This is a genomic window from Nesterenkonia ebinurensis (assembly GCF_008711175.1).
GTDB lineage: Bacteria > Actinomycetota > Actinomycetes > Actinomycetales > Micrococcaceae > Nesterenkonia > Nesterenkonia ebinurensis.
In genome coordinates, this window is the sequence record NZ_VWNF01000047.1 from 125,552 (window position 1) to 143,302 (window position 17,751).

Here is a 17,751-nt window from a genome sequence, read left to right on the forward strand (position 1 = left end):
TGACGTTGATGCGGGCCACGGCGGGGAGCGAGCCGGACGTGCACCCACCATCGGGAGCACCTCAACTTCCGAACCGTCTCTGACGGTTCGCGTAGTCACGGAGTGCTCTAAGGAAGTCCACTCGCCGGAAGTCAGGCCATAGCGCCTCGGCGAAGTAGAACTCCGAGTATGCCGACTGCCACATCAGGAACCCAGAGAGCCGCTGCTCCCCGGAGGTGCGGATGATCAGGTCGGGGTCCGGCTGGCCCCGGGTGTAGAGCCAGTCACTGATCTGTGCCGTGCTAAGTTCCTCGGCGACCTCGGCCAGAGCTTTGCCCTGCTTGGCCGCGTCACGAAGCAGGTCTTTGACAGCATCCACGATCTCCTGCCTTCCGCCGTAACCCACCGCCACGTTGACATGCACGCAAGGAGCCTCCCCCGCCGGCTCACCGTCGGGCCTCACCCGCGGGATGATCCCGGTGGCGGTGGTGACGTCCCAGAGCTTGGTGGCCAGCGGCTCGGGCAGCAGCTCCGGCTGACCCACCGGGTTCACCCGCACCGGTCTGCCGCCGGGGCGGGACTCAGCGAGCCGGTCCAGGGTGTCGCCGATGATCTCCATGAGCTGGTCCAACTCGGCCTCAGAGCGGTTCATATTGTCAGTGGAGAGCATGTAGAGGGTGATTGTAGGGATGCCCAGCTCCGCACACCAACCGATGAACTCCACGATCTTGTCCGCCCCGGCCCGGTGCCCGTCTGCGGTCGGCGTGCCGGCCAGCTTGGCCCAGCGGCGGTTGCCGTCCACCATCACACCGATGTGCTCCGGGATGCGCTCGGGCTTGAGCTCAGTACGCAGCCGCCGCTCATAGACCGCATAGGCCACATCGGTCAGCCCGAGCAGCGAACGCTTGAGAGGTCCCCGTGCAGTCACAGGCTCCACTGTAGGGGATGAACATCATGACGCCACCCAACCATCCAAGTTACTTGCCAGTCACCTAGAGTTGTAAACTGGTCCAATGGGAAATCCCCCACACTCCCCACAGGATGCCCTCTCACCTGCCGAACCTTCCTCTGAAGTCCGAGTCGAGCAGACCCGCACCGCCTCAGCTGGCCAACTTTTCGATACTGATGTGCCGCTCAAGCCCCGCATGCGCGGCTGGCTGCACGCGGGGATGGTGCCGCTGGCGCTGGCTGCCGGGATCGTGGTGATCGCCCTCTCCCCCACTGCTGGGCTGCGGATCGCCTCGGCGGTCTACGCGATGACCGGTCTGCTGCTCTTCACGGTCTCGGCCACCTACCACCTGGGCCGCTGGTCGCCGAAGACTGCCCTGGTGCTCAAGCGGCTGGACCATACCAACATCATGCTGATCATCGCCGGAACCTACACTCCGCTGACCCTGGCGCTGCTGGAGGACCCCTCTCGGACCATCCTGCTCACCGGGGTGTGGACCGGGGCGCTGCTGGGGGTGGCGTTCCGGGTGTTCTGGACCTCGGCTCCGCGGTGGCTCTACACCCCTATTTACATTGTGCTGGGGCTTTCTGCGGTGTGGTTCATCGATGAGTTCTTCGCGGTCAGCATCCCCGCAGCAGTGCTGATCTGCGTCGGTGGAGCCGCCTACATCACCGGTGCGGTGTTCTACGCCCTGAAGCGGCCGAACATCTCGCTGCACTGGTTCGGCTTCCACGAGCTCTTCCACGCCTGCACCCTGGTCGGTTTCATCACCCATTACATCGCGATCATGTTCGGGATACTGTCCTACTGACTCCGACCGTGATCGCGGGTAAGGACCCAATCGCCCGGCAGGATCCCGCTGAACCGCCTCGCGTTTCTGGGGGCCGGGCGTGGAGAGTATTTGGCGTGCTGTCCTTCAGCTGAGCTGGACCAGCGCTTCCTCAGCAGTGGGCTGCGGGGCCAGGCACATCCCCCCGGAGATGCTGTTGAGACAGATGCTCACCTGCAGCTGCTGCTCCGGAGAGGGTACGACGCCGTCCCCCAAAGGCTCCACCGGGATTCCCAGCAGAGTGCCCGCTCGCCGCACCTCAGCTATGTCCTCTGCTCTGCCGCTGAGGATCCGGAACGCTGGCGAACCCAGTGCTGCCCGGCGCGCAGCCAGCAGCGATCCGCCCACGGCGATGGGGGCTTGGGGGCCGATGAGGGTGAGGTGGTGCAGCAGGTCGGCCGGCTGCAGCGGAAGCCAGGCGTCCTCCTTCTCTGGGTGCGGGTCCGGTTTCACCCAGGGCAGTGCGGTGATCAGCCCCAGCGCCTCCGCCTGCTGGAGCGCCTGCGCCAGCGCTGCGATACTGCTGGGCTCGGGGCCGTCCACCGGTGTGGCATCGGCGGCTCCGCCCTGCAGAGCAGACAGCAGGCCATCCTGATCCAGGGAGTCCAGTACGCGCAGCGACGCGTCCGCACGGCTGGCCGTGATGAACTCGTTGAGCACGAATCTCAGCACACTGATTCCCCGGTCCTGCCAGGTGGGACCGTGTGCCCCGGCGCTCACCAGTGCGAAGCACATGCCGGCGGTGTGTGCGTGATCAGCAAGGGTGCCGAGCCCGGTGCCGCGCGCAGCATCATAAGAGGTGCGGAAGATCTTTGCGGAAACCCCGGCTTCACTCTGCGCACTGACCCATCCGGCGCGCAGCTCATCCAGTCGACCCTCGGCAGTGCGGGGCGGATCGCTGTGATGGACTTCTGCGTGAAGCTCCCAGAGCCGTTCTGCGATGGTTTCGGCCAGCTTCAGCAGCTCAGGTTCATTCCACAGTGCGGCGGCTTCTGCGAGAGATCGCACAGCTTGGGCGTTCCAAGCGGCCACCACTTTGTCATCCCGCGCAGGCTGGGGCCGGTCCGCGCGCGCCCCTCGCAGCTGGGACAGCGCCTGCTCCCAGAGCTCAAGGTCTGTTCCGCTCAACGGCTCGTCGAAGTGAATGGTCCGGGGCGTCTGTGCCGTAATGTTCAGCGGTACCCCGGAGCGCAGTGCGTGCTCATCGGCAGACAGCCCATGATTGAGTTCGGCAAGCCGCTGGGTCTGCCTCTCATCCAGTCCAGCGTCCCGTCCCGCCTGGATCAGCTGCTCATCGCTGAACAGATAGGTGGCGCCCTCTTCCCGTCTGCCGTCGGTCCCGATAGTGTCGGCATCCAAGGATGAGGCAAGCAGCCCTTGGCTGGTGAGCATCCGGCGCTGCAGCCAGTCGATGGTCATCCGAGCCGCCCGCCGGGCGGTCTCCTGTGTCTCGGCCTCAGCTGCCGGATGCACCGACAGTCGTGCGTAGGCACCGAGCAGCTGGCCGTTGTCGTAGAGCATCTTCTCGAAGTGCGGCAGCTGCCAGGCCCGGTCCACCGTGTAGCGGGCGAACCCACCCTCCACCTGGTCGAACAGTGCGGAACGGGCCATCGCCTCCATGGTGTGCACGGACAGCCCGCCGGCGCGCTCTGCAACCTCCTGACCAGCACCCTCCTGCCCAGCCTGACCGCCCCGCAAGCCCCAGGCACCTTCCTCCAGCAGCCAGTCCAGCAGCGGAGAGGGCGGGAACTTGGGCGCGGCCCCGAACCCGCCGTGCACAGTGTCTTCCTGTCCTATCAACTGCTCGAGCACCTGCTGAGCGAGCGCTGCGTAGCTCGCCCTGTCCAGCACTGATGGCTGGAGGTTGTTGTTGTCTGGCTGCACTGCGGTGGCCAACTGGCCCTGGCGGCGTCGTTGGTCCCCCAGTGCTTCGGCAATCTTGGCCGCCTGCTCCGCTACCTGGCTCCGCCGCTGGACCCAGGCCTCGTGCACTGCGTGCAATACCTCAGTGAAGGAGGGGATCTGGCCTAAGCGATGCGGGGGGAAGTAGGTCCCGGCGTGAAAGACCCGGCCGTCGGGGAGGGTGAACACGCTCATCGGCCAGCCGCCCTGCCCGGTGAGTGCCTGGGTGGCGGCCATATAGGCGTCATCGACTTCCGGGTGCTCTTCCCGGTCCACCTTGATGCTGACAAACCAGTCGTTGAGGAGGGCTGCGGCGTCGGGATCCTCGAAGCTCTCATGCGCCATCACATGGCACCAGTGACAGGCCGCGTAGCCGATCGAGACGAACACCGGCACATCGCGGTCCGCCGCCTCCGCGAAGGCAGAACTCTCCCAGGGCCGCCAGTCCACCGGGTTCTCGGCGTGCTGGCGCAGGTAGGCCGACTGCGCGCTGCTGAGACGATTGCCCATATCTCCACCGTACGGCACTGCGCGGCAGCCGTCTCAACCCCGTGCTCCAGCCTCGGCACAGGCACCCACCCTGAGCGCCACCTCCGACTCCGGAGTGCCCGCCACCCGACCTTGAGTCGCCCGCCCCCGCTCCCGCCCTTGGGAATCACTCGTCCGGCCCCAAATCGCCCTTTTAAGAAGTTTCTGTACCGGATCCTGGCGATATTCCGGACTTTTCCAGGCTGATAACACCGACATCTGGCACATCAACTGCCAGCATCAGCGGATACGATGACGAGCGATGGACAATATGCGACGACACTTTGCACGCTGGACTCGGAGGGCGAAAGGTCGAGACGCCCGGCCTGGCGAGTACCTCGAAAGCTACGTGACCTATATATACCAATCGCTGCTCGTACGTCATGCTCAGAATCTTCGAGTGACGAACCGCGCGAAGGTGCCGGACAAGCGTGGAAACAAGTACGAGATCGATGTGTTCTTCGAGTTCGAGATCGCAGACATCCAGCATCGCGTTGCGATTGAGTGTAAAGATCACCAGCGCCCGGTCACCCGCGATGAGGTCATCGCGTTTCACGGAAAAATCACCGATATGCCAAGCACGATCGGCGTCTTCGTATCGCAGAACGGCTTCCAGCAAGGAGCCAAAACTTATCTCGAGGAACACGGCGTCAAGTACTTTGACGGTACATCGCTGCCGACCTTCGGCAACGCCGTCACATCTTGGCTGCAGCCGGTAATGCTCCCGAACGAATCAGCGATCGGCCAGCCATTCTGGACAATCATGCCAGCCCAAGATCGAGAGCCAACCGGCTCGTGGCTAATCATCCCGTTGGATAAGGGTTCGCACACCGGTCGGATGGAACAAGACGGAGCCGTACCACTCTTTTGGTCAAAGCCTGAAGCATTGCGCTATCAAAAGTTTGCTCTTACGGATGACGACCCATCCTGTGTGCGAGGTCTAGAACAGCCCGCCTTGCGGGCCATGATCGGTCTCGCTGATCTGGTCGGAATTCGCTTTGCGACTATGTCGCCGTTCGTACATGATGGACGTCGTCTCTATGAGTGCACTTCCTGGAACCCACAGGACCTTGCTGACGAGTTCGTGTCAGTCGGCGTTACGAACCGGTAGCCGACGTCCCGTAAACACACTCACCTGTGGTCATGCGCGTAAACCAAACGAGCCCGTTGTGTCCGAGATGTGTTGGTACCCGAGTGTCCGAGATCTCCTGAGACATGACACATGCCTGTATTCCTGTGTCAGCGCGGCGTTTGGGTGACGTCTCATCGCGCTGGGTACCACCGAAAGCGCCACCGACCTACGAGTGCGGCCACAATGAGGACGACGCCGAGGAAGAGCAACGGCATGACCACGTCGCCGAACGGATCCCCAACCCAGGCGTGTTGAGCCGCTTCCACGAACCAGCGAACCGGCGAGTATTGGATGATCCGCTGAATGCCCTCTGGCAGTACTGCCAAGGGTGTGAATGCCCCAGATGTGAGCATGAGCAGAATCATGAGGACGTTCCCCATGCCCGTTGCGGCCGAGGTTGAGGGATAGACAGCGGCAAGGGCGCAGCCCACTGCGAGGAAGGTGCTGAGTCCGATAACGCACACGGCGAGGACGCCGCCAACGTTGCTTGGCATGGATACCCCGAAGACTCCGATCCCGATGGCCAGGGCAGCGAGCATCCCTGTGATGCCCACAAGGAAGTGGACTGTGAGGCTAGCTGCCATGAAGGTCGATCGGCGCAAGGGCGTCAGGCTCAGCCGTTGCAGGGCTCCGGAGTCACGCAAGGTGAGCATCGCCACTGGCACCTGGAGCACTCCGGTCATCGCGAGAACAAGGGAAGCGAATGCAGGCAGAGTTGCGTCGAGGAACCCCTGCCCCTCGAACTCCGGGCGAGGGGCATTGCCGAAGATTGTCCCAAGGGCGAGGACGAGGACAGGAGCGAAAGCGAAGGAGAAGAACAGCCCTACAGGGTCGCGGCGCTGAGAGCGCCAAAGGGCAGTGACGAGGCCTCGGTAGGCGTTCACGCAGTATGCTCCTCCGTGGTGATGTGACGGCCGGTGAGAGCGAGGAAGACGTCTTCCAGTCCAGGGCTGGTCGCGGTCATGCTCGTGACGGTGAGGCCGCGTGCCGAGAGCGCAGCGAGGACGGCCTGCAGGCTGTCCGCCGCGCCGTGAAGGGTCAGCTCATGTCCTTCGATATGGGCTCCAGTTACACCGGCAACGCCGGAAAGATCGAGTTCTTGATTGGGTGCCGTGGAGAGCGTAAGCCGGGCGGTGGTGTCACCGGCATGGTCTCGGATCAGTGCGGGCACGGTGTCCAAGGCCACGAGACGACCGTGGTCGAGGATGGCAACTCGATCACAGAGCCGCTCAGCTTCCTCCATGTAGTGGGTGGTGAGGACCACAGTGGCACCCTCATCCCGAACATGTTCCACGGTGTCCCACATGTTGCGACGTGACTGTGGGTCGAGGGCGGTGGTGAGCTCATCAAGGAAAGCCAGCTCGGGGCGGTTGATCAAGGCAAGTGCGACGAAGACCCGCTGCCGCTCGCCTCCGGACAGCCGGTCGACCCGCGCTCCGGCCTTGTCCCCGATGTCGAGGTTGGTGAGCAGCTCGCGCCACGAACGCGGGCGCTCATAAAGGGCGGAGTAGAGCTCCATGGCGTCCTGAACGGTGAGTCGGGGCGGGAGTGCGGCGCTCTGCAACTGGACTCCCACTCGCTGGGCTAGCGAGCGCTGCTCCCTGATCGGATCAAGGCCGAGCACCTCGACCCGCCCGCGCTCGGACGGTCAAGCCCCTCCAGGCAGTTGAGCAGGGTCGTCTTCGCCGCAATTCCACTTACATTTTCTCTCACCGTTTGTGCGTCTGCCCAGGGGCTTCTCTAGAAGTGAGCTTCGACAACCCACCGGCTTCTACGAGCTTGACGACCCGGGTGAGAATTCAGGTAGCGCCCTGTGTAGACGCAACAGGGGCCGCACTTAAACGACACGCCCTCACTATAGGGTCGCTGTCACCGGCTTGGAATCATGTGGCTCATGAGCGTACTCAAGGATCAGCCTCCACAGCTAAGCTTGCGTCTTGATCTTGTACGAGCAGAATCGCCGCGTTACTGGAGGGTGGTCATCTGGATTGACTCCGTGGAGGACTCGGGCTGAGCGCCCTGAAGACATCGCGGATATTCGCGCGATCAACCTGGCGGCATTCCCCAGTGATGAAGAAGCCAATCTCGTTGAGGCACTTCGCGCTGACCCCGAAGCATGGATTGATGGGCTCTCGATTGTCACCCTCGACAGCAGCGGCACCCCAATTGGCCACGCTCTACTCACTCGCTGCAGTGTCGGCCAAGAACCAGCCCTGGCGTTGGCCCCATGCGCAGTCCATCCTGAGTATCAACATCAAGGCGTAGGTAGCGCAGCAATCAGAGCAGGCCTCAACGCTGCAAGAGAACGCGAAGAGAACCTCATCGTGGTCCTTGGACACGCTGATTACTACCCCCGCTTCGGCTTCTCCCCCGCCTCACAGTTCGGAGTCACCGCCCCCTTCGATGTGCCAGACGATTCATTCCTAGCTCTCGTATTGGATACCACCCGTGAAACCCCACGTGGTGAAATCCAATACCCTGCCGCGTTCGGAGTATGAACCGCGGACCTCATCAACAACGGCCAGGCGTGGCTTCCCCGTCCCGCACCCACTACCCATCGCGGCCTAGAAATATATGGGACGCCTGACCTCGCAAGAACTCGCTTCTCGACGATGAGCAGACCGGGCCCGTCACGTGATCAAACACCCTTGGGTCCGAATACATTCTGGCCATCCGAAAGACGACCCTGCTCCCCCAGCAGGTGAAGATATGTGCCGCACTGCCCCAAAGCTGCGATCCACTAGAGTGCAAAACGCGACATGCGGTACTCGCCACAATTCCACCCACATTTTCTCTCACCGATATGCCCTTTGACCTGCTGTTTCACCAGAAGACGAACTCCACTTACCCCATAGGATCTCGCGCATCTCCCACTCCCAACAAGCCACTCGGTGGCGTTCCTTCTTCTGCGTAGTACCTCGCCAGCGGTGTGGACAGGCTGCGATCGCCATCACCGGCGGCGACCGTGCGCATCAGATACCGCACACCATCGCCCGCACTGAGCACCCGCATTGAAACCGTCACACACGGTGGGTGAGCCACCGCCCCGCCACGAGTACGCGACCATCATCGTGGATCAGATCGTGGTGCGCCCGCTGACCCAGGCCGCCCAGCACAAGGTGATCCGCACGGGCTGATTCCACGGCCGAGGCCATGTCACACCTGGTGCCGGTCAATAATTGGTGGCAGATGACCGTCTCGAACGACACAGACTTCCCACCCATCCGTCCGGTCGGCGCATGCAGGTCCGTTGCTTGCCGCGATCGCGGGCATCTCGGTCGAGTACTACACCCGCCTCGAACAAGGACGCGCGTCCCGCCCCTCGCGGGAGATACTCACCGCACTGGCGCGGGCATTCCGACTCTCGAACGCCGAGCGGGATCACCTGTTCCGGCTCGCCGACGAGCGACCTCCGCAGCCCCGAGCACCCGCCGCAGAAATCCGACCGGGGCTCCAACAGCTGCTCGACAGCCTGGACGACACCGTGCCGGTCACCATCCACGACGGCCGGCTCGACATGCTGGCCTTCAACTCTGCCGCGACGGATCTGTTTGGGCCCATCTTCAACGACGGGCCCTATGGCCACAACATCGTCTACCAGGCCTTCACGTCGGCAGGACTCCGCATAGTGCTCGGGAACGAAGGAGCGGAGCAATTGGCCCGAGTGGCCACCGCCGAACTCCGCAAAGCACTCAGTCTCTACCCGGAGGACGAACTCCTTCGTTCCTTGTTCCGTGAGCTGTTGAGGAGCAGCTCCGAGTTCAGCCGCCACTGGGAGCGAGGAGAAATCGGAACATGGAGCTCCGCAATGAAGCACATCAACCATCCGACTCAAGGTTTGCTCGCCTTCGACAGCCAGATGCTGCACGATCCCGAGAGCGACCACTGGGTCATACTCTTCACCCCCGCCGCGGTGACAGCCACCAACCTTCCTTACTGAACCGCCGACCCCGGCGACAAGCACGCCGCCAGCAAAATCCAAGCGCTTCACACCTCCAATCGGTTCGCCCAGTCCCGCAACCGGTCGGCGTACTCGGGAGGCGAAGCGCTGATGACGGGTTCGCCTGACATCCCGACCGCGATCACCGCCCAGTCCATGGAGTCGGCGTCAATCTCGACCCGGCACCGATCGGCCTCGACGCCGGTCACCTCGACCCAGCGGCCGACGGCTCGGCGGACCCGCTCGGCGGGCGCGGCCAGTTCGGCTACGACCTTGACGGCGTGGCGGCCACGGATTCCCGCCTCGACGAACTCGGCCGCGTCGCCACCGGGTAGGTCTCGTCTCCGGAACCGGTCGCGGGTGCTGTCGACTCGCGTCATCCTGTCGAACCGGAAACTGCGCCAGTCGCAGCGGTCCAGGTCGTAACCGACCAGGTACCAACGTCGGCCCAGAGAGACGAGCTGGTGAGGCTCCACTCGGCGGCTCGTCCGCTCGCCGTCGGCGGCGGTGTAGTCGAAGGTGACGCGTTCGTCGTCTCGGCACGCTTGAGCGACCGTCACCAGCTGTTCGGAGTCGGTCCCTTGAGCCGCCCACGGGGTGTCGGCAGAGACGGTCACTGCGCGAAGGGCCTCGACCCGACGCCGCAGCCGCTGTGGCATCACCTGAATGACCTTGGCCAGTGCGCGTACCGAGGTCTCAGCGATGTCGGTGATCGAGGTGTGGGCCGAGCTCAGTAGGCCGACCGCGAGCGCGACCGCCTCGTCGTCGTCGAGCACCAGCGGCGGCAGTGACGCGCCCGGGGCGAGCTGATAGCCGCCGCCGACGCCGCGGTCAGACCGTACCGGATAGCCAAGGTCCCTCAACCGGTCGATGTCACGACGCAGTGTCCTCAGTGAGACGTCCAGCCGGTCAGCGAGTTCGGTACCGATCCAGAACCGGTGGTTCTGCAGAAGGGACAACAGCCGCAGGGTTCGAGAGCTTGTGCTTGCCATGAATTGATTGTCGCGCAGATTCTTCGCGATTAGTGACAATAACTGTCACTAATAGTCGATAGCGTGTGGGTACCTGACCACGAACGATAGAGGAACCACTCATGTCAAGCACCGGTGACCATGTGACCATGGACCAAGAGCGGGCCGATCTGCTGTCGAGCCTGGCTCACGCGCGAGGCTTCCTGCGGTTTACCGCACGTGATCTCACCACCGAGCAGGCCTCGGAACGCACGACCGTGAGCACCCTGACCCTCGGCGGGCTGATCAAGCACGTCACGGGAGCCGAGAAGGGTTGGGCGGAGTTCATCGTGGCCGGTGCCGCATCGATGGAGAAGGGCTTCTCGGAATGGACCGAGGACGACTTTGCCGAACGGGAGAAGGAGTTCCAGATGCAGCCCGGCGAGACCCTCGACGGTGTGATGGCCGCCTACGACAAGGTGGCCGCCGGAACCGACGAGTTGGTGCGCACGCTGCCGTCCCTGGACGTCGTGCACAAGCTGCCGGAGGCGCCGTGGAACATCGAGCAGGCGTGGTCGGTCCGTCGGGTTTTCCAGCACATCATCGCCGAGACCGCGCAGCACGCCGGCCACGGCGACATCATTCGCGAATCCCTTGACGGAGCCAAGTCGATGGGGTGACCGCTATGTCGATCGAGCCCGACGGTAAATGCCCCACGCTGCGAATGGAATCACGACCACGGTGCCGATGATGGTCCACACAGCCATCTGTTACCTGAAGGTACCCACCATCACCGCGACCATGGTCAAGGTGAGCGCGATCGCTCCGACGACGAAGGCGGCGACCTGAAGCGGTGGCAGCCCGTAGTACCGGACGTCCCAGAATCCGAACAACGCGCCAGTGATCACGGCAGCTCACGGATGCGAAACCCATCGCGTCGACGAGCGCAGCAGGACACCGCGAAACCCGATCTCCTCCCCCAAGGCCCCCAGCCCGACCGCGGACACCCGTCGCGGCTCACACTTGGTGCTCCGTAGCGGCGGTACTGGATCAGGGTGACACCTTCGTGAACCGTTGCGTCCAGCGCTGCGCCACCGCGGCCGGCTAGCGGGCCAGTCACGATCTCCGGTAAGTGGCTTCGGGTCACGGTGTGGGCCTCTCATGCCACGTTCCCAGTCTGGAGCAAGGGAGCGATCGCCACCCATCCTAGGGAGGAGAGGCCCGCCAGCCTTACTACTGGTGGCTTGTCTAACCCCATTACCGATGTCGAGTGGGAAGAGACGCGCGGGCTCAATGCCCTGATAGATGCCCACCGACAGGACCCGGAGTTCGTGTACCGTACCTAGCCGATAAGACTGAAGAAGCCGGCTACCCCATGACTACCAGAATCGCCTTCCCAATGACCCTTACCAGGCGTATTGTTCGAGCTGAGCCAAGACGGCCAGATGCTACAGGCCTATACCGGCCTTGAACCAGCAGCTACGACGATCTGACGCCTCGCTGAAATCGGTACCGATGCTTCACAGTGGGCCGGCCCCGGTTATCCTCGCCAATCTTCGCTCGTTAACTGGGACCTGAGAATGTCGATTAAGGTCTCGGTGGTGGACAGTCCCAGAAGGCGAGCTTCGTCAAGCATGGGAGTGAGGTAGTTCGCTACGAAGTTCCGGCACCGCTCAGTAAGGATGGCTTCTCGGGCACCAGCGGCTACGAACGTTCCAAGACCTCGGCGTTTCACCAGGAGACCTCGCTCTACCAGTCGGTCGATACCTTTTGCTGCGGTCGCTGGGCTGACCTTGAAGTACGACCCGAGCTGCGGGCTAGAAGGAACACGCCCTCCCTCAGATAGCCACCCGTCAAGCATGCTTTCCTGAAGCTGGTCTGCGACCTCGACGAAGAGCGGAGGTTCCTCGTTCAGGTGCTTGGTTTCCCGTGGTGGCACCTCGCCGGTGGGAGGCTCTTCGGGTGAACCCGACATTTCTTGACTCATCTGGTGTACCTCCTGACAGGCACTTCGGACGTGGTGACCACCGCGGGGTTGTTACGCCGGTGCCACTTGTCCCACAGGGTCAGCAAGCTTGGGAGCACTACCGTTGCGGCAAGTAGGGCGAAGCCGACTGCGTAGATGGTCACCAGTCCGAGCTGGTGGAAGGGCGTGAATGTGGAGGTAGTGAGTATGCCGAAGGCCGCGCAATTGGTGATCGCTGCCCCGGCCAGGGCACCTCCTGTGTGTCGCATGGTTGAGCGGATTGCGTCGGCGGTGCTGGCGTGACGCAATCGGTCTTCCTGGAAACGGTTTGTTACGTGGATGGTGTAGGGTACCCCGGCACCGATTGCGAGTCCGGTGATTGTGGCCGTGACTGGCCCCAAGGGGATGCCGGTGGCCCCCATGGCCGCGAAAGTCCACAGCACTACCAATCCGACCGGCAGCACCGTGATGACACCCAGCATCGGCCGACGATTCCGGAACCCGTAGGTCACAACCAACAGCACCAAAACCGCACCCACGGCCATTAACAACGTGATGATTTGTGACTCGGTCAGTGCTGTAACAATCTCATCGTCGATGATCCGCTCGCTGGTGGCTACGACCTCAACGCCTGTCGAGACAAGCGGCGCCAACGCTTCATCGAGGTTCTCCCGCAGCTCCCCGACACCAGACTCCCCGGCACTGGTCTGAATTGACATGCGGATCATCTCGAAGGAGCCGGCATCGTTACGTGCAAGTACGCGTTCTGCCTCGTCAGGCGCGACAATAAGCAGCGTGTCGTAGAGCTCGGCAACGTTCGCACCGGGATCGACGGTGAGATCCTCCCCGAGCCCCGCGGCCTCGGCGGCTTCAACCAGAGCCTCCGGTGGGGAGTCTTGGTCGGCAGAGGTGAGCAGTGTTGTCAGCAGCCCCACTGGCGAGTCCGCCTGAGCAGTACCCCCGAAGGTTTGGACATCGGGAACCTCGGAGAGTTCGTCCAAGGTACTGACCAGTGCATTGTGGACCTCCGGTGTTGCCACATCACCGGTGATCAGCACGTCGGTCGTCTCATCAACGCGGTCGAACCGGTCGGTTAGCTGGTTATACACAGCCATCGCAGGGGTATCGTCCTGCACGAAGTCGGTCACGCTGAAACGAACCTCGAGCTGATTCTGGCCCCACACACCGATCGAGCCACCCAGCCCGAGCGTGACAAGCAGGGTCAGTACCGGCGCTCGCGCCGCCAGGCCCGCGACTCGAGCCATGATTCCCGGCAGCAGCCTCTCCCTGCCACGGCCGAATGCTTGCCGTGGCAGTGTCCCGCGCGGCTCCGCGCGACGGTCGATCAGGTACCGCGTCGCAGGCACGAACGTCATCATCAGTAAGAACGATGAGACGATGCCGACCGCGGCCAGGACACCAAAGTCGACCAGCGCTGGCACAGGGTTGAACACGCCCGTCAGGAACCCCACAGCGGTGGTGACAGTCGCCAGCACAAGAGCAACGCCTACGGTGCGCACCGCGCGGACGAGCGCATCGCCGACGCTGCGTCCGGCCGCCAACTCCTCGCGGTAGCGACTAGTGAGGTGGATCGCGTAATCGATGCCGAGAGCGATCAATAGCACTGGCACGATCATGCTGACATCGTTCATCGGCCCGATCCAGTCGAGGTAGCCGGGTCCGAGCAGCACCCCGATGCCATTCATCCAGATGATCGCCATCACCACGGTCACCAGCGTGAGCAGCACATCGGCGATGGTGCGCCGGATTCCCGGCACGATCCGGCTTCCCATACCTGGTTTGACCCAATACACGAACCCGAGCAGGACAAAGATGACCAGAAACGCGGCCCCGAACAACTGGACGAGCTCGGTTTCGACCTGGCTTGGGTCGCCGACCAGCAACGCAACACTGAATGTCTCAGCCGTGTAGCCTTCCGGCAGCTCCGTCCCATCCACGGCCTCTGCGACCTGGGTGTCTATTGCCAGTTTTGCCTCCTCCTGCTCGGCATCAGTAAGGTTCTCAGGCACTGCTTGGTCGAGTTGAAGGAACACGAGCAGTAGTCCGCTATCCGCCTGTGGCGAGGAACCGAGCGAGGCATCACTGGGCAGCAGACTCGTAGTGAAGTCCGCCTGTTCGGCTGGCATCGACTCGAGAGCCTCGGAGAAGATTTGGCTTACGGTGGCGTCATCGGCCTGGTGCGGGTCGATCTCCTGCTCAGCCAGTGCGACCTGGACCGCAGACAACCAGTGCACAATAGCGGGCCGCTCTGCGGTAGCGGAGAGTTCCACCTCGGCAGGCAGAGCCGCCTCGATGGAGTCCATGATGCTCTCAGCGGCGGTGAGCCCGTCGGCACCGATTACGTCATCCCCGTCAACCAGCACCTGGAGAACAGCTTCGCCAGACTCGTCGAACCGCTTCGCGATCGTCTCGCTTGCCAGCACCTCAGGGTTGTCCGGCGCGAGTCCCTCGTTGCCGGTCGCGGACTGGGCTTCGCCGGAAAGGGCGGCGAACAAGGCGGTGAGCACCAAGGCGATCAGGAGCATCGTCGTGGAAACGGCAACGCCACGTCGCGACCGCCGACCGGAGAGTCCGGTCTTGTCCTCGGTCCTGCCGAGGTGTCCCGGGGTTGTCATGCTGTTATTCCTCTCCGTGGTTAGTTGCTGAGGATCGGCGGCGCCTCAGGGCGCCGGTGCGAAGTGACGCAAGAATTGTGGTGGATTTACTGTGCATGCTCAGTATGCACAGTTGAATCTGGAGCTGTCAACTGTGAGTGATAAACGAGGTATTTCAGCCGGGGTTATCTTCCGATTCCCATTCCCAAGTGGCGAGCAGGCAATGCGGATCCCGGTAGCGATCTGGTGCTGACTGGCCCCAAGGAATGCTGTCTTTGTCCCAGGTGGGTATCAGTACTCTTGTTTCACGATGTCGATCAGCTCATCGCGGGTGATGGCCAAGTCGCGGTAGAAACGGGCATCGTGGCGAAAGCGTTCGACGGCGAAGGTGTGGCGCTTGGCTGTCAATCCGTCCCTGGGGTGAGGAGAGACGAATGCCCCTTTGCCAGGCCTGGTGTAGATGAGATCGTCGGCCTCCAGCAGTTCCCAGGCCTTCTTGATGGTGATGACGCTAATGCCGAGCTCTCGGGCGACGGTTCGGATGGAAGGCAGCATCGAGCTGGGTTCCAGGCGACCATTGAGGATCTGCGCGGCGAGCTGGACATGAATCTGCTCATAGATCGGGGTGTCGCTTCGCTCAGCTATAACGATGTCCACGGAACAATCCTGCCCTTTACAGGTTCACGCGGTCGAACCGGCCCACCGAGAGCCGATATGAGGTCGCGGTAAGCACGAGGTAGGCAACTGCACCAATGGCTAGGACGACCAGCTGCAGGCCAGCGTCGGCTGGATCGAGCGTGTCAAGGACATCACTTGCCCCTGGGATGACATTGATGAGCAGCTCGAATATTCCATAAGAGACAAAGAAGGTGATTGCCGCGAGCACTCCGGACCGGCCGGTCTTGTACCCAGTACTGAAATACCCTGGCAAGAAGATCACGTTAAACAGCCCGGCTGAGACAAGCACTAGCCCGAAGAAGGCGTAGTTGCCATCCATGCCAATGACGTTGCCGTCAGGGGTAATCAGCGCGGCAAAGACCGCCACGATGGCCAAGGCAGCGAACTGGACCAGCTCGAGGGCCGCGACGCTGAGGTGCTTGGCGAGCACCACACGGTTACGGGAAACCGGCAAAGCGATAGTGAACTCGTGGTCTTTGTTCGCGTTCGCCTCAGAGAATGCGATGAACAGAGCCAGGATGAAGTAGGAGGCTCCGATGATCATCGGGTAGTGCGGAATGAGGTTGAACAGTGTCAGAGCCGCGGTAAGCAGGTAGGTTGGCGGAAGGAACAGCCGAACCTCTTTGCGCAACAAGGTGATAGTACTCATCGGGCTTCTTCCAGGTCGTAGTACAGCATCAGCGACTCCAAATCTGGCGCTTCGGTCTGCCAGGATCCCGCACCACTGTGGCCAGCCAAATCCGCGGTTCGCGCCAGACCAGTGAACCCATAGGCATGTCGCTTATAACTGATCAGCCGTCGCTGCAACTCGTCGGTAAGGTCTGCGTGACTCCCTTTCACGACGATGTGATTCGCAATCAGGTCATCTTTGGTGTCACGGGCGATGATCTCGCCGTCGCGAATAAAGACGATGTAGTCAGCACACTTGTCCAGGTCGCTGGTGATGTGCGTAGAAAAAAGGACAGCCCGCTCACCGTCTTCAACCACTTCCTGGATCAGGTCCAGCAGCTCGTCCCGGGCCACCGGGTCCAGCCCGCTGGTGGGCTCATCCAACAGCAACAGTTGCGCATCATGGGACAGCGCCATGGCCACTCCCAGTTTCACCCGCATCCCGGTAGACAGCTCACTGATCTTCTTACGATCATCGATCCTGAACCGGTCCAGATAGCCGGCGAACGCCTCGTCGTCCCAGTGCTCGTAGAAGCGTCGGTAGACGTCCATGACAGTGCGGACCGGAAACTTGGGGTAAAAATCGACGGGGCCGAGCAGGAAGCCGATCCGCTGCTTAGCCTGGGCTTGGTGCTCATGCAGGTCACGGCCCTCAAACGTGACGGATCCGGCATCGGGGCGCACGATGTTCATAATGGACTTTAGAGTTGTCGTTTTACCGGCACCGTTGGCTCCGATGAACCCCGTGATGAAACCTGCTGGCACCTCGAACGAGACATCCTGCAGCGAAAATGACGGATATGCCTTGACCAGGCCATCTACAACGAGCATAAATACCTCCGAGAGCAACTGTGTATGTCAAGTAAACACAGTCCTTGAAGTCGCGTCAACCCGGTAGCCGACCGCAGCCATCGTTCAGCGGCTGCAGAGATACCGTCGGTCGCCTTGAGAGCCGTTCCGCCGACCGTCACGATGACCGAGTACAGGCCCACCGGCCGACGTGTCACATAACTTCCCGTGCCGGCACCTGGAGCCCTCACGCTGGGCATCACGTGGGCGGATCTCAGAAGCAACAACCACACTTTACGAGCGGTGCCTGAACTTCATGAGCCCATTGGTCCAGTCAGCCAGTCTGAGACAAAACGAGTCGCCACCGCATGCGCAACGTCCAGCGCTGCGACCGGTCGGAATTGAAGGACTCCACCGTCGAGGCGGCAAGTTCCGGGTTCGAGGTGCGAGCGACGGTAGTCACGTTTCTATCGTTGAATGAGCAGGTGAAGGTTCTGAACGCCTTGCCGACCAGAAAATAGGTCGTCATCGCAACCACAACTTCAATACCGACCAAGGTGCGGAGTGCCGTCAGCGCTCGCAGTGATACAACCTCCATTCTCGAGGGTGGCGAGCTGCTGGTCGTCGGTAAGTCTGTGGACCGGATCGGTGAGAACGTCTCGACTGACCTCTCAGTCGATCGCGCCATGTGACGGACGCTCATTGACACACTCCAGCGTCAGCGTCGTGTCAGATGCAGGAAGGGTTGGCGACGCACCAGCGGAACCACGGCCCTGCTTGTCGATGTACCGTGAGAGCGTCGATAACGACCGCTCTTCGATGCGA

The 17,751-nt window shown here is 62.2% G+C and carries 17 protein-coding genes; 5 read left to right on the forward strand and 12 right to left on the reverse strand.

Going from position 1 to position 17,751, the window contains the following annotated elements; translation table 11 throughout:
* Positions 1–61 precede the first annotated feature (61 nt).
* Positions 62–907, reverse strand: a complete 846-nt coding sequence (gene uppS, locus F0311_RS14985; RefSeq protein ID WP_396897454.1) for a polyprenyl diphosphate synthase — start codon at positions 905–907, stop codon at positions 62–64.
* Between the two features lie 85 nt (positions 908–992).
* Here uppS and trhA point away from each other — a divergent pair, with 85 nt between their 5' ends.
* Positions 993–1,739 (forward strand): PAQR family membrane homeostasis protein TrhA, encoded by a 747-nt coding sequence (trhA, locus tag F0311_RS14990; protein ID WP_150462748.1) that lies wholly within the window; start codon positions 993–995, stop codon positions 1,737–1,739.
* 105 nt (positions 1,740–1,844) lie between these two features.
* Here trhA and F0311_RS14995 read toward each other — a convergent pair whose 3' ends face one another.
* Positions 1,845–4,169, reverse strand: a complete 2,325-nt coding sequence (locus F0311_RS14995; RefSeq protein WP_150462749.1) for a thioredoxin domain-containing protein — start codon at positions 4,167–4,169, stop codon at positions 1,845–1,847.
* A 418-nt stretch (positions 4,170–4,587) separates the two neighbouring features.
* Here F0311_RS14995 and F0311_RS15000 point away from each other — a divergent pair, with 418 nt between their 5' ends.
* Positions 4,588–5,298 (forward strand): restriction endonuclease, encoded by a 711-nt coding sequence (locus F0311_RS15000; protein ID WP_191089960.1) that lies wholly within the window; start codon positions 4,588–4,590, stop codon positions 5,296–5,298.
* 152 nt (positions 5,299–5,450) lie between these two features.
* Here the strand turns inward: F0311_RS15000 and F0311_RS15005 are convergent, their stop codons facing one another.
* Positions 5,451–6,203: an ABC transporter permease gene (locus tag F0311_RS15005; protein ID WP_150462751.1), complete on the reverse strand. Its 753-nt coding sequence runs from the start codon at positions 6,201–6,203 to the stop codon at positions 5,451–5,453.
* Positions 6,200–6,943 carry an ABC transporter ATP-binding protein gene (locus F0311_RS15010; protein WP_223881401.1) on the reverse strand — a complete coding sequence of 248 codons (744 nt, stop codon included), beginning with the start codon at positions 6,941–6,943 and terminating at the stop codon, positions 6,200–6,202. The genes F0311_RS15005 and F0311_RS15010 overlap by 4 nt, the downstream gene beginning before the upstream one ends.
* A gap of 313 nt (positions 6,944–7,256) precedes the next feature.
* On the opposite strand from F0311_RS15010, the gene F0311_RS15015 reads away from it, so the two are divergent.
* Both F0311_RS15015 and F0311_RS15025 read left to right on the forward strand, forming a co-directional pair.
* A complete protein-coding gene (locus tag F0311_RS15015) occupies positions 7,257–7,817 on the forward strand; it encodes a GNAT family N-acetyltransferase (RefSeq protein WP_223881402.1) in 561 nt (186 codons plus the stop codon).
* 752 nt (positions 7,818–8,569) lie between these two features.
* Positions 8,570–9,259: a helix-turn-helix domain-containing protein gene (locus F0311_RS15025; RefSeq protein ID WP_150462753.1), complete on the forward strand. Its 690-nt coding sequence runs from the start codon at positions 8,570–8,572 to the stop codon at positions 9,257–9,259.
* Between the two features lie 47 nt (positions 9,260–9,306).
* Here F0311_RS15025 and F0311_RS15030 read toward each other — a convergent pair whose 3' ends face one another.
* On the reverse strand, positions 9,307–10,251 hold the full coding sequence (locus F0311_RS15030; RefSeq protein WP_150462754.1) for a helix-turn-helix transcriptional regulator: 945 nt from the start codon (positions 10,249–10,251) through the stop codon (positions 9,307–9,309).
* A 101-nt stretch (positions 10,252–10,352) separates the two neighbouring features.
* Here F0311_RS15030 and F0311_RS15035 point away from each other — a divergent pair, with 101 nt between their 5' ends.
* On the forward strand, positions 10,353–10,889 hold the full coding sequence (locus F0311_RS15035) for a DinB family protein (RefSeq protein ID WP_150462755.1): 537 nt from the start codon (positions 10,353–10,355) through the stop codon (positions 10,887–10,889).
* Between the two features lie 90 nt (positions 10,890–10,979).
* Here F0311_RS15035 and F0311_RS18175 read toward each other — a convergent pair whose 3' ends face one another.
* The 7 genes from F0311_RS18175 to F0311_RS15065 form a co-directional block, all read right to left on the reverse strand.
* A complete protein-coding gene (locus tag F0311_RS18175) occupies positions 10,980–11,117 on the reverse strand; it encodes a hypothetical protein (RefSeq protein WP_191089961.1) in 138 nt (45 codons plus the stop codon).
* Positions 11,118–11,749: 632 nt separating this feature from the next.
* Positions 11,750–12,196, reverse strand: a complete 447-nt coding sequence (locus F0311_RS15040; protein WP_317982621.1) for a GntR family transcriptional regulator — start codon at positions 12,194–12,196, stop codon at positions 11,750–11,752.
* Positions 12,193–14,811: an efflux RND transporter permease subunit gene (locus F0311_RS15045; protein WP_150462756.1), complete on the reverse strand. Its 2,619-nt coding sequence runs from the start codon at positions 14,809–14,811 to the stop codon at positions 12,193–12,195. Before F0311_RS15045 ends, F0311_RS15040 begins: the two co-directional genes overlap by 4 nt.
* 270 nt (positions 14,812–15,081) lie before the next feature.
* Complete coding sequence (locus F0311_RS15050; RefSeq protein WP_150462757.1) at positions 15,082–15,447, reverse strand: GntR family transcriptional regulator; 366 nt, start codon at positions 15,445–15,447, stop codon at positions 15,082–15,084.
* 16 nt (positions 15,448–15,463) lie between these two features.
* Positions 15,464–16,117, reverse strand: coding sequence for an ABC-2 transporter permease (locus tag F0311_RS15055; RefSeq protein WP_150462758.1), 654 nt, complete (start codon positions 16,115–16,117; stop codon positions 15,464–15,466).
* Entirely contained in the window at positions 16,114–16,986 is an 873-nt protein-coding gene (locus F0311_RS15060; RefSeq protein ID WP_223881403.1) for an ABC transporter ATP-binding protein, read from the reverse strand. Before F0311_RS15060 ends, F0311_RS15055 begins: the two co-directional genes overlap by 4 nt.
* Positions 16,987–17,260: 274 nt before the next feature.
* Positions 17,261–17,524, reverse strand: coding sequence for a hypothetical protein (locus F0311_RS15065; RefSeq protein ID WP_150462759.1), 264 nt, complete (start codon positions 17,522–17,524; stop codon positions 17,261–17,263).
* Positions 17,525–17,751 lie beyond the last annotated feature (227 nt).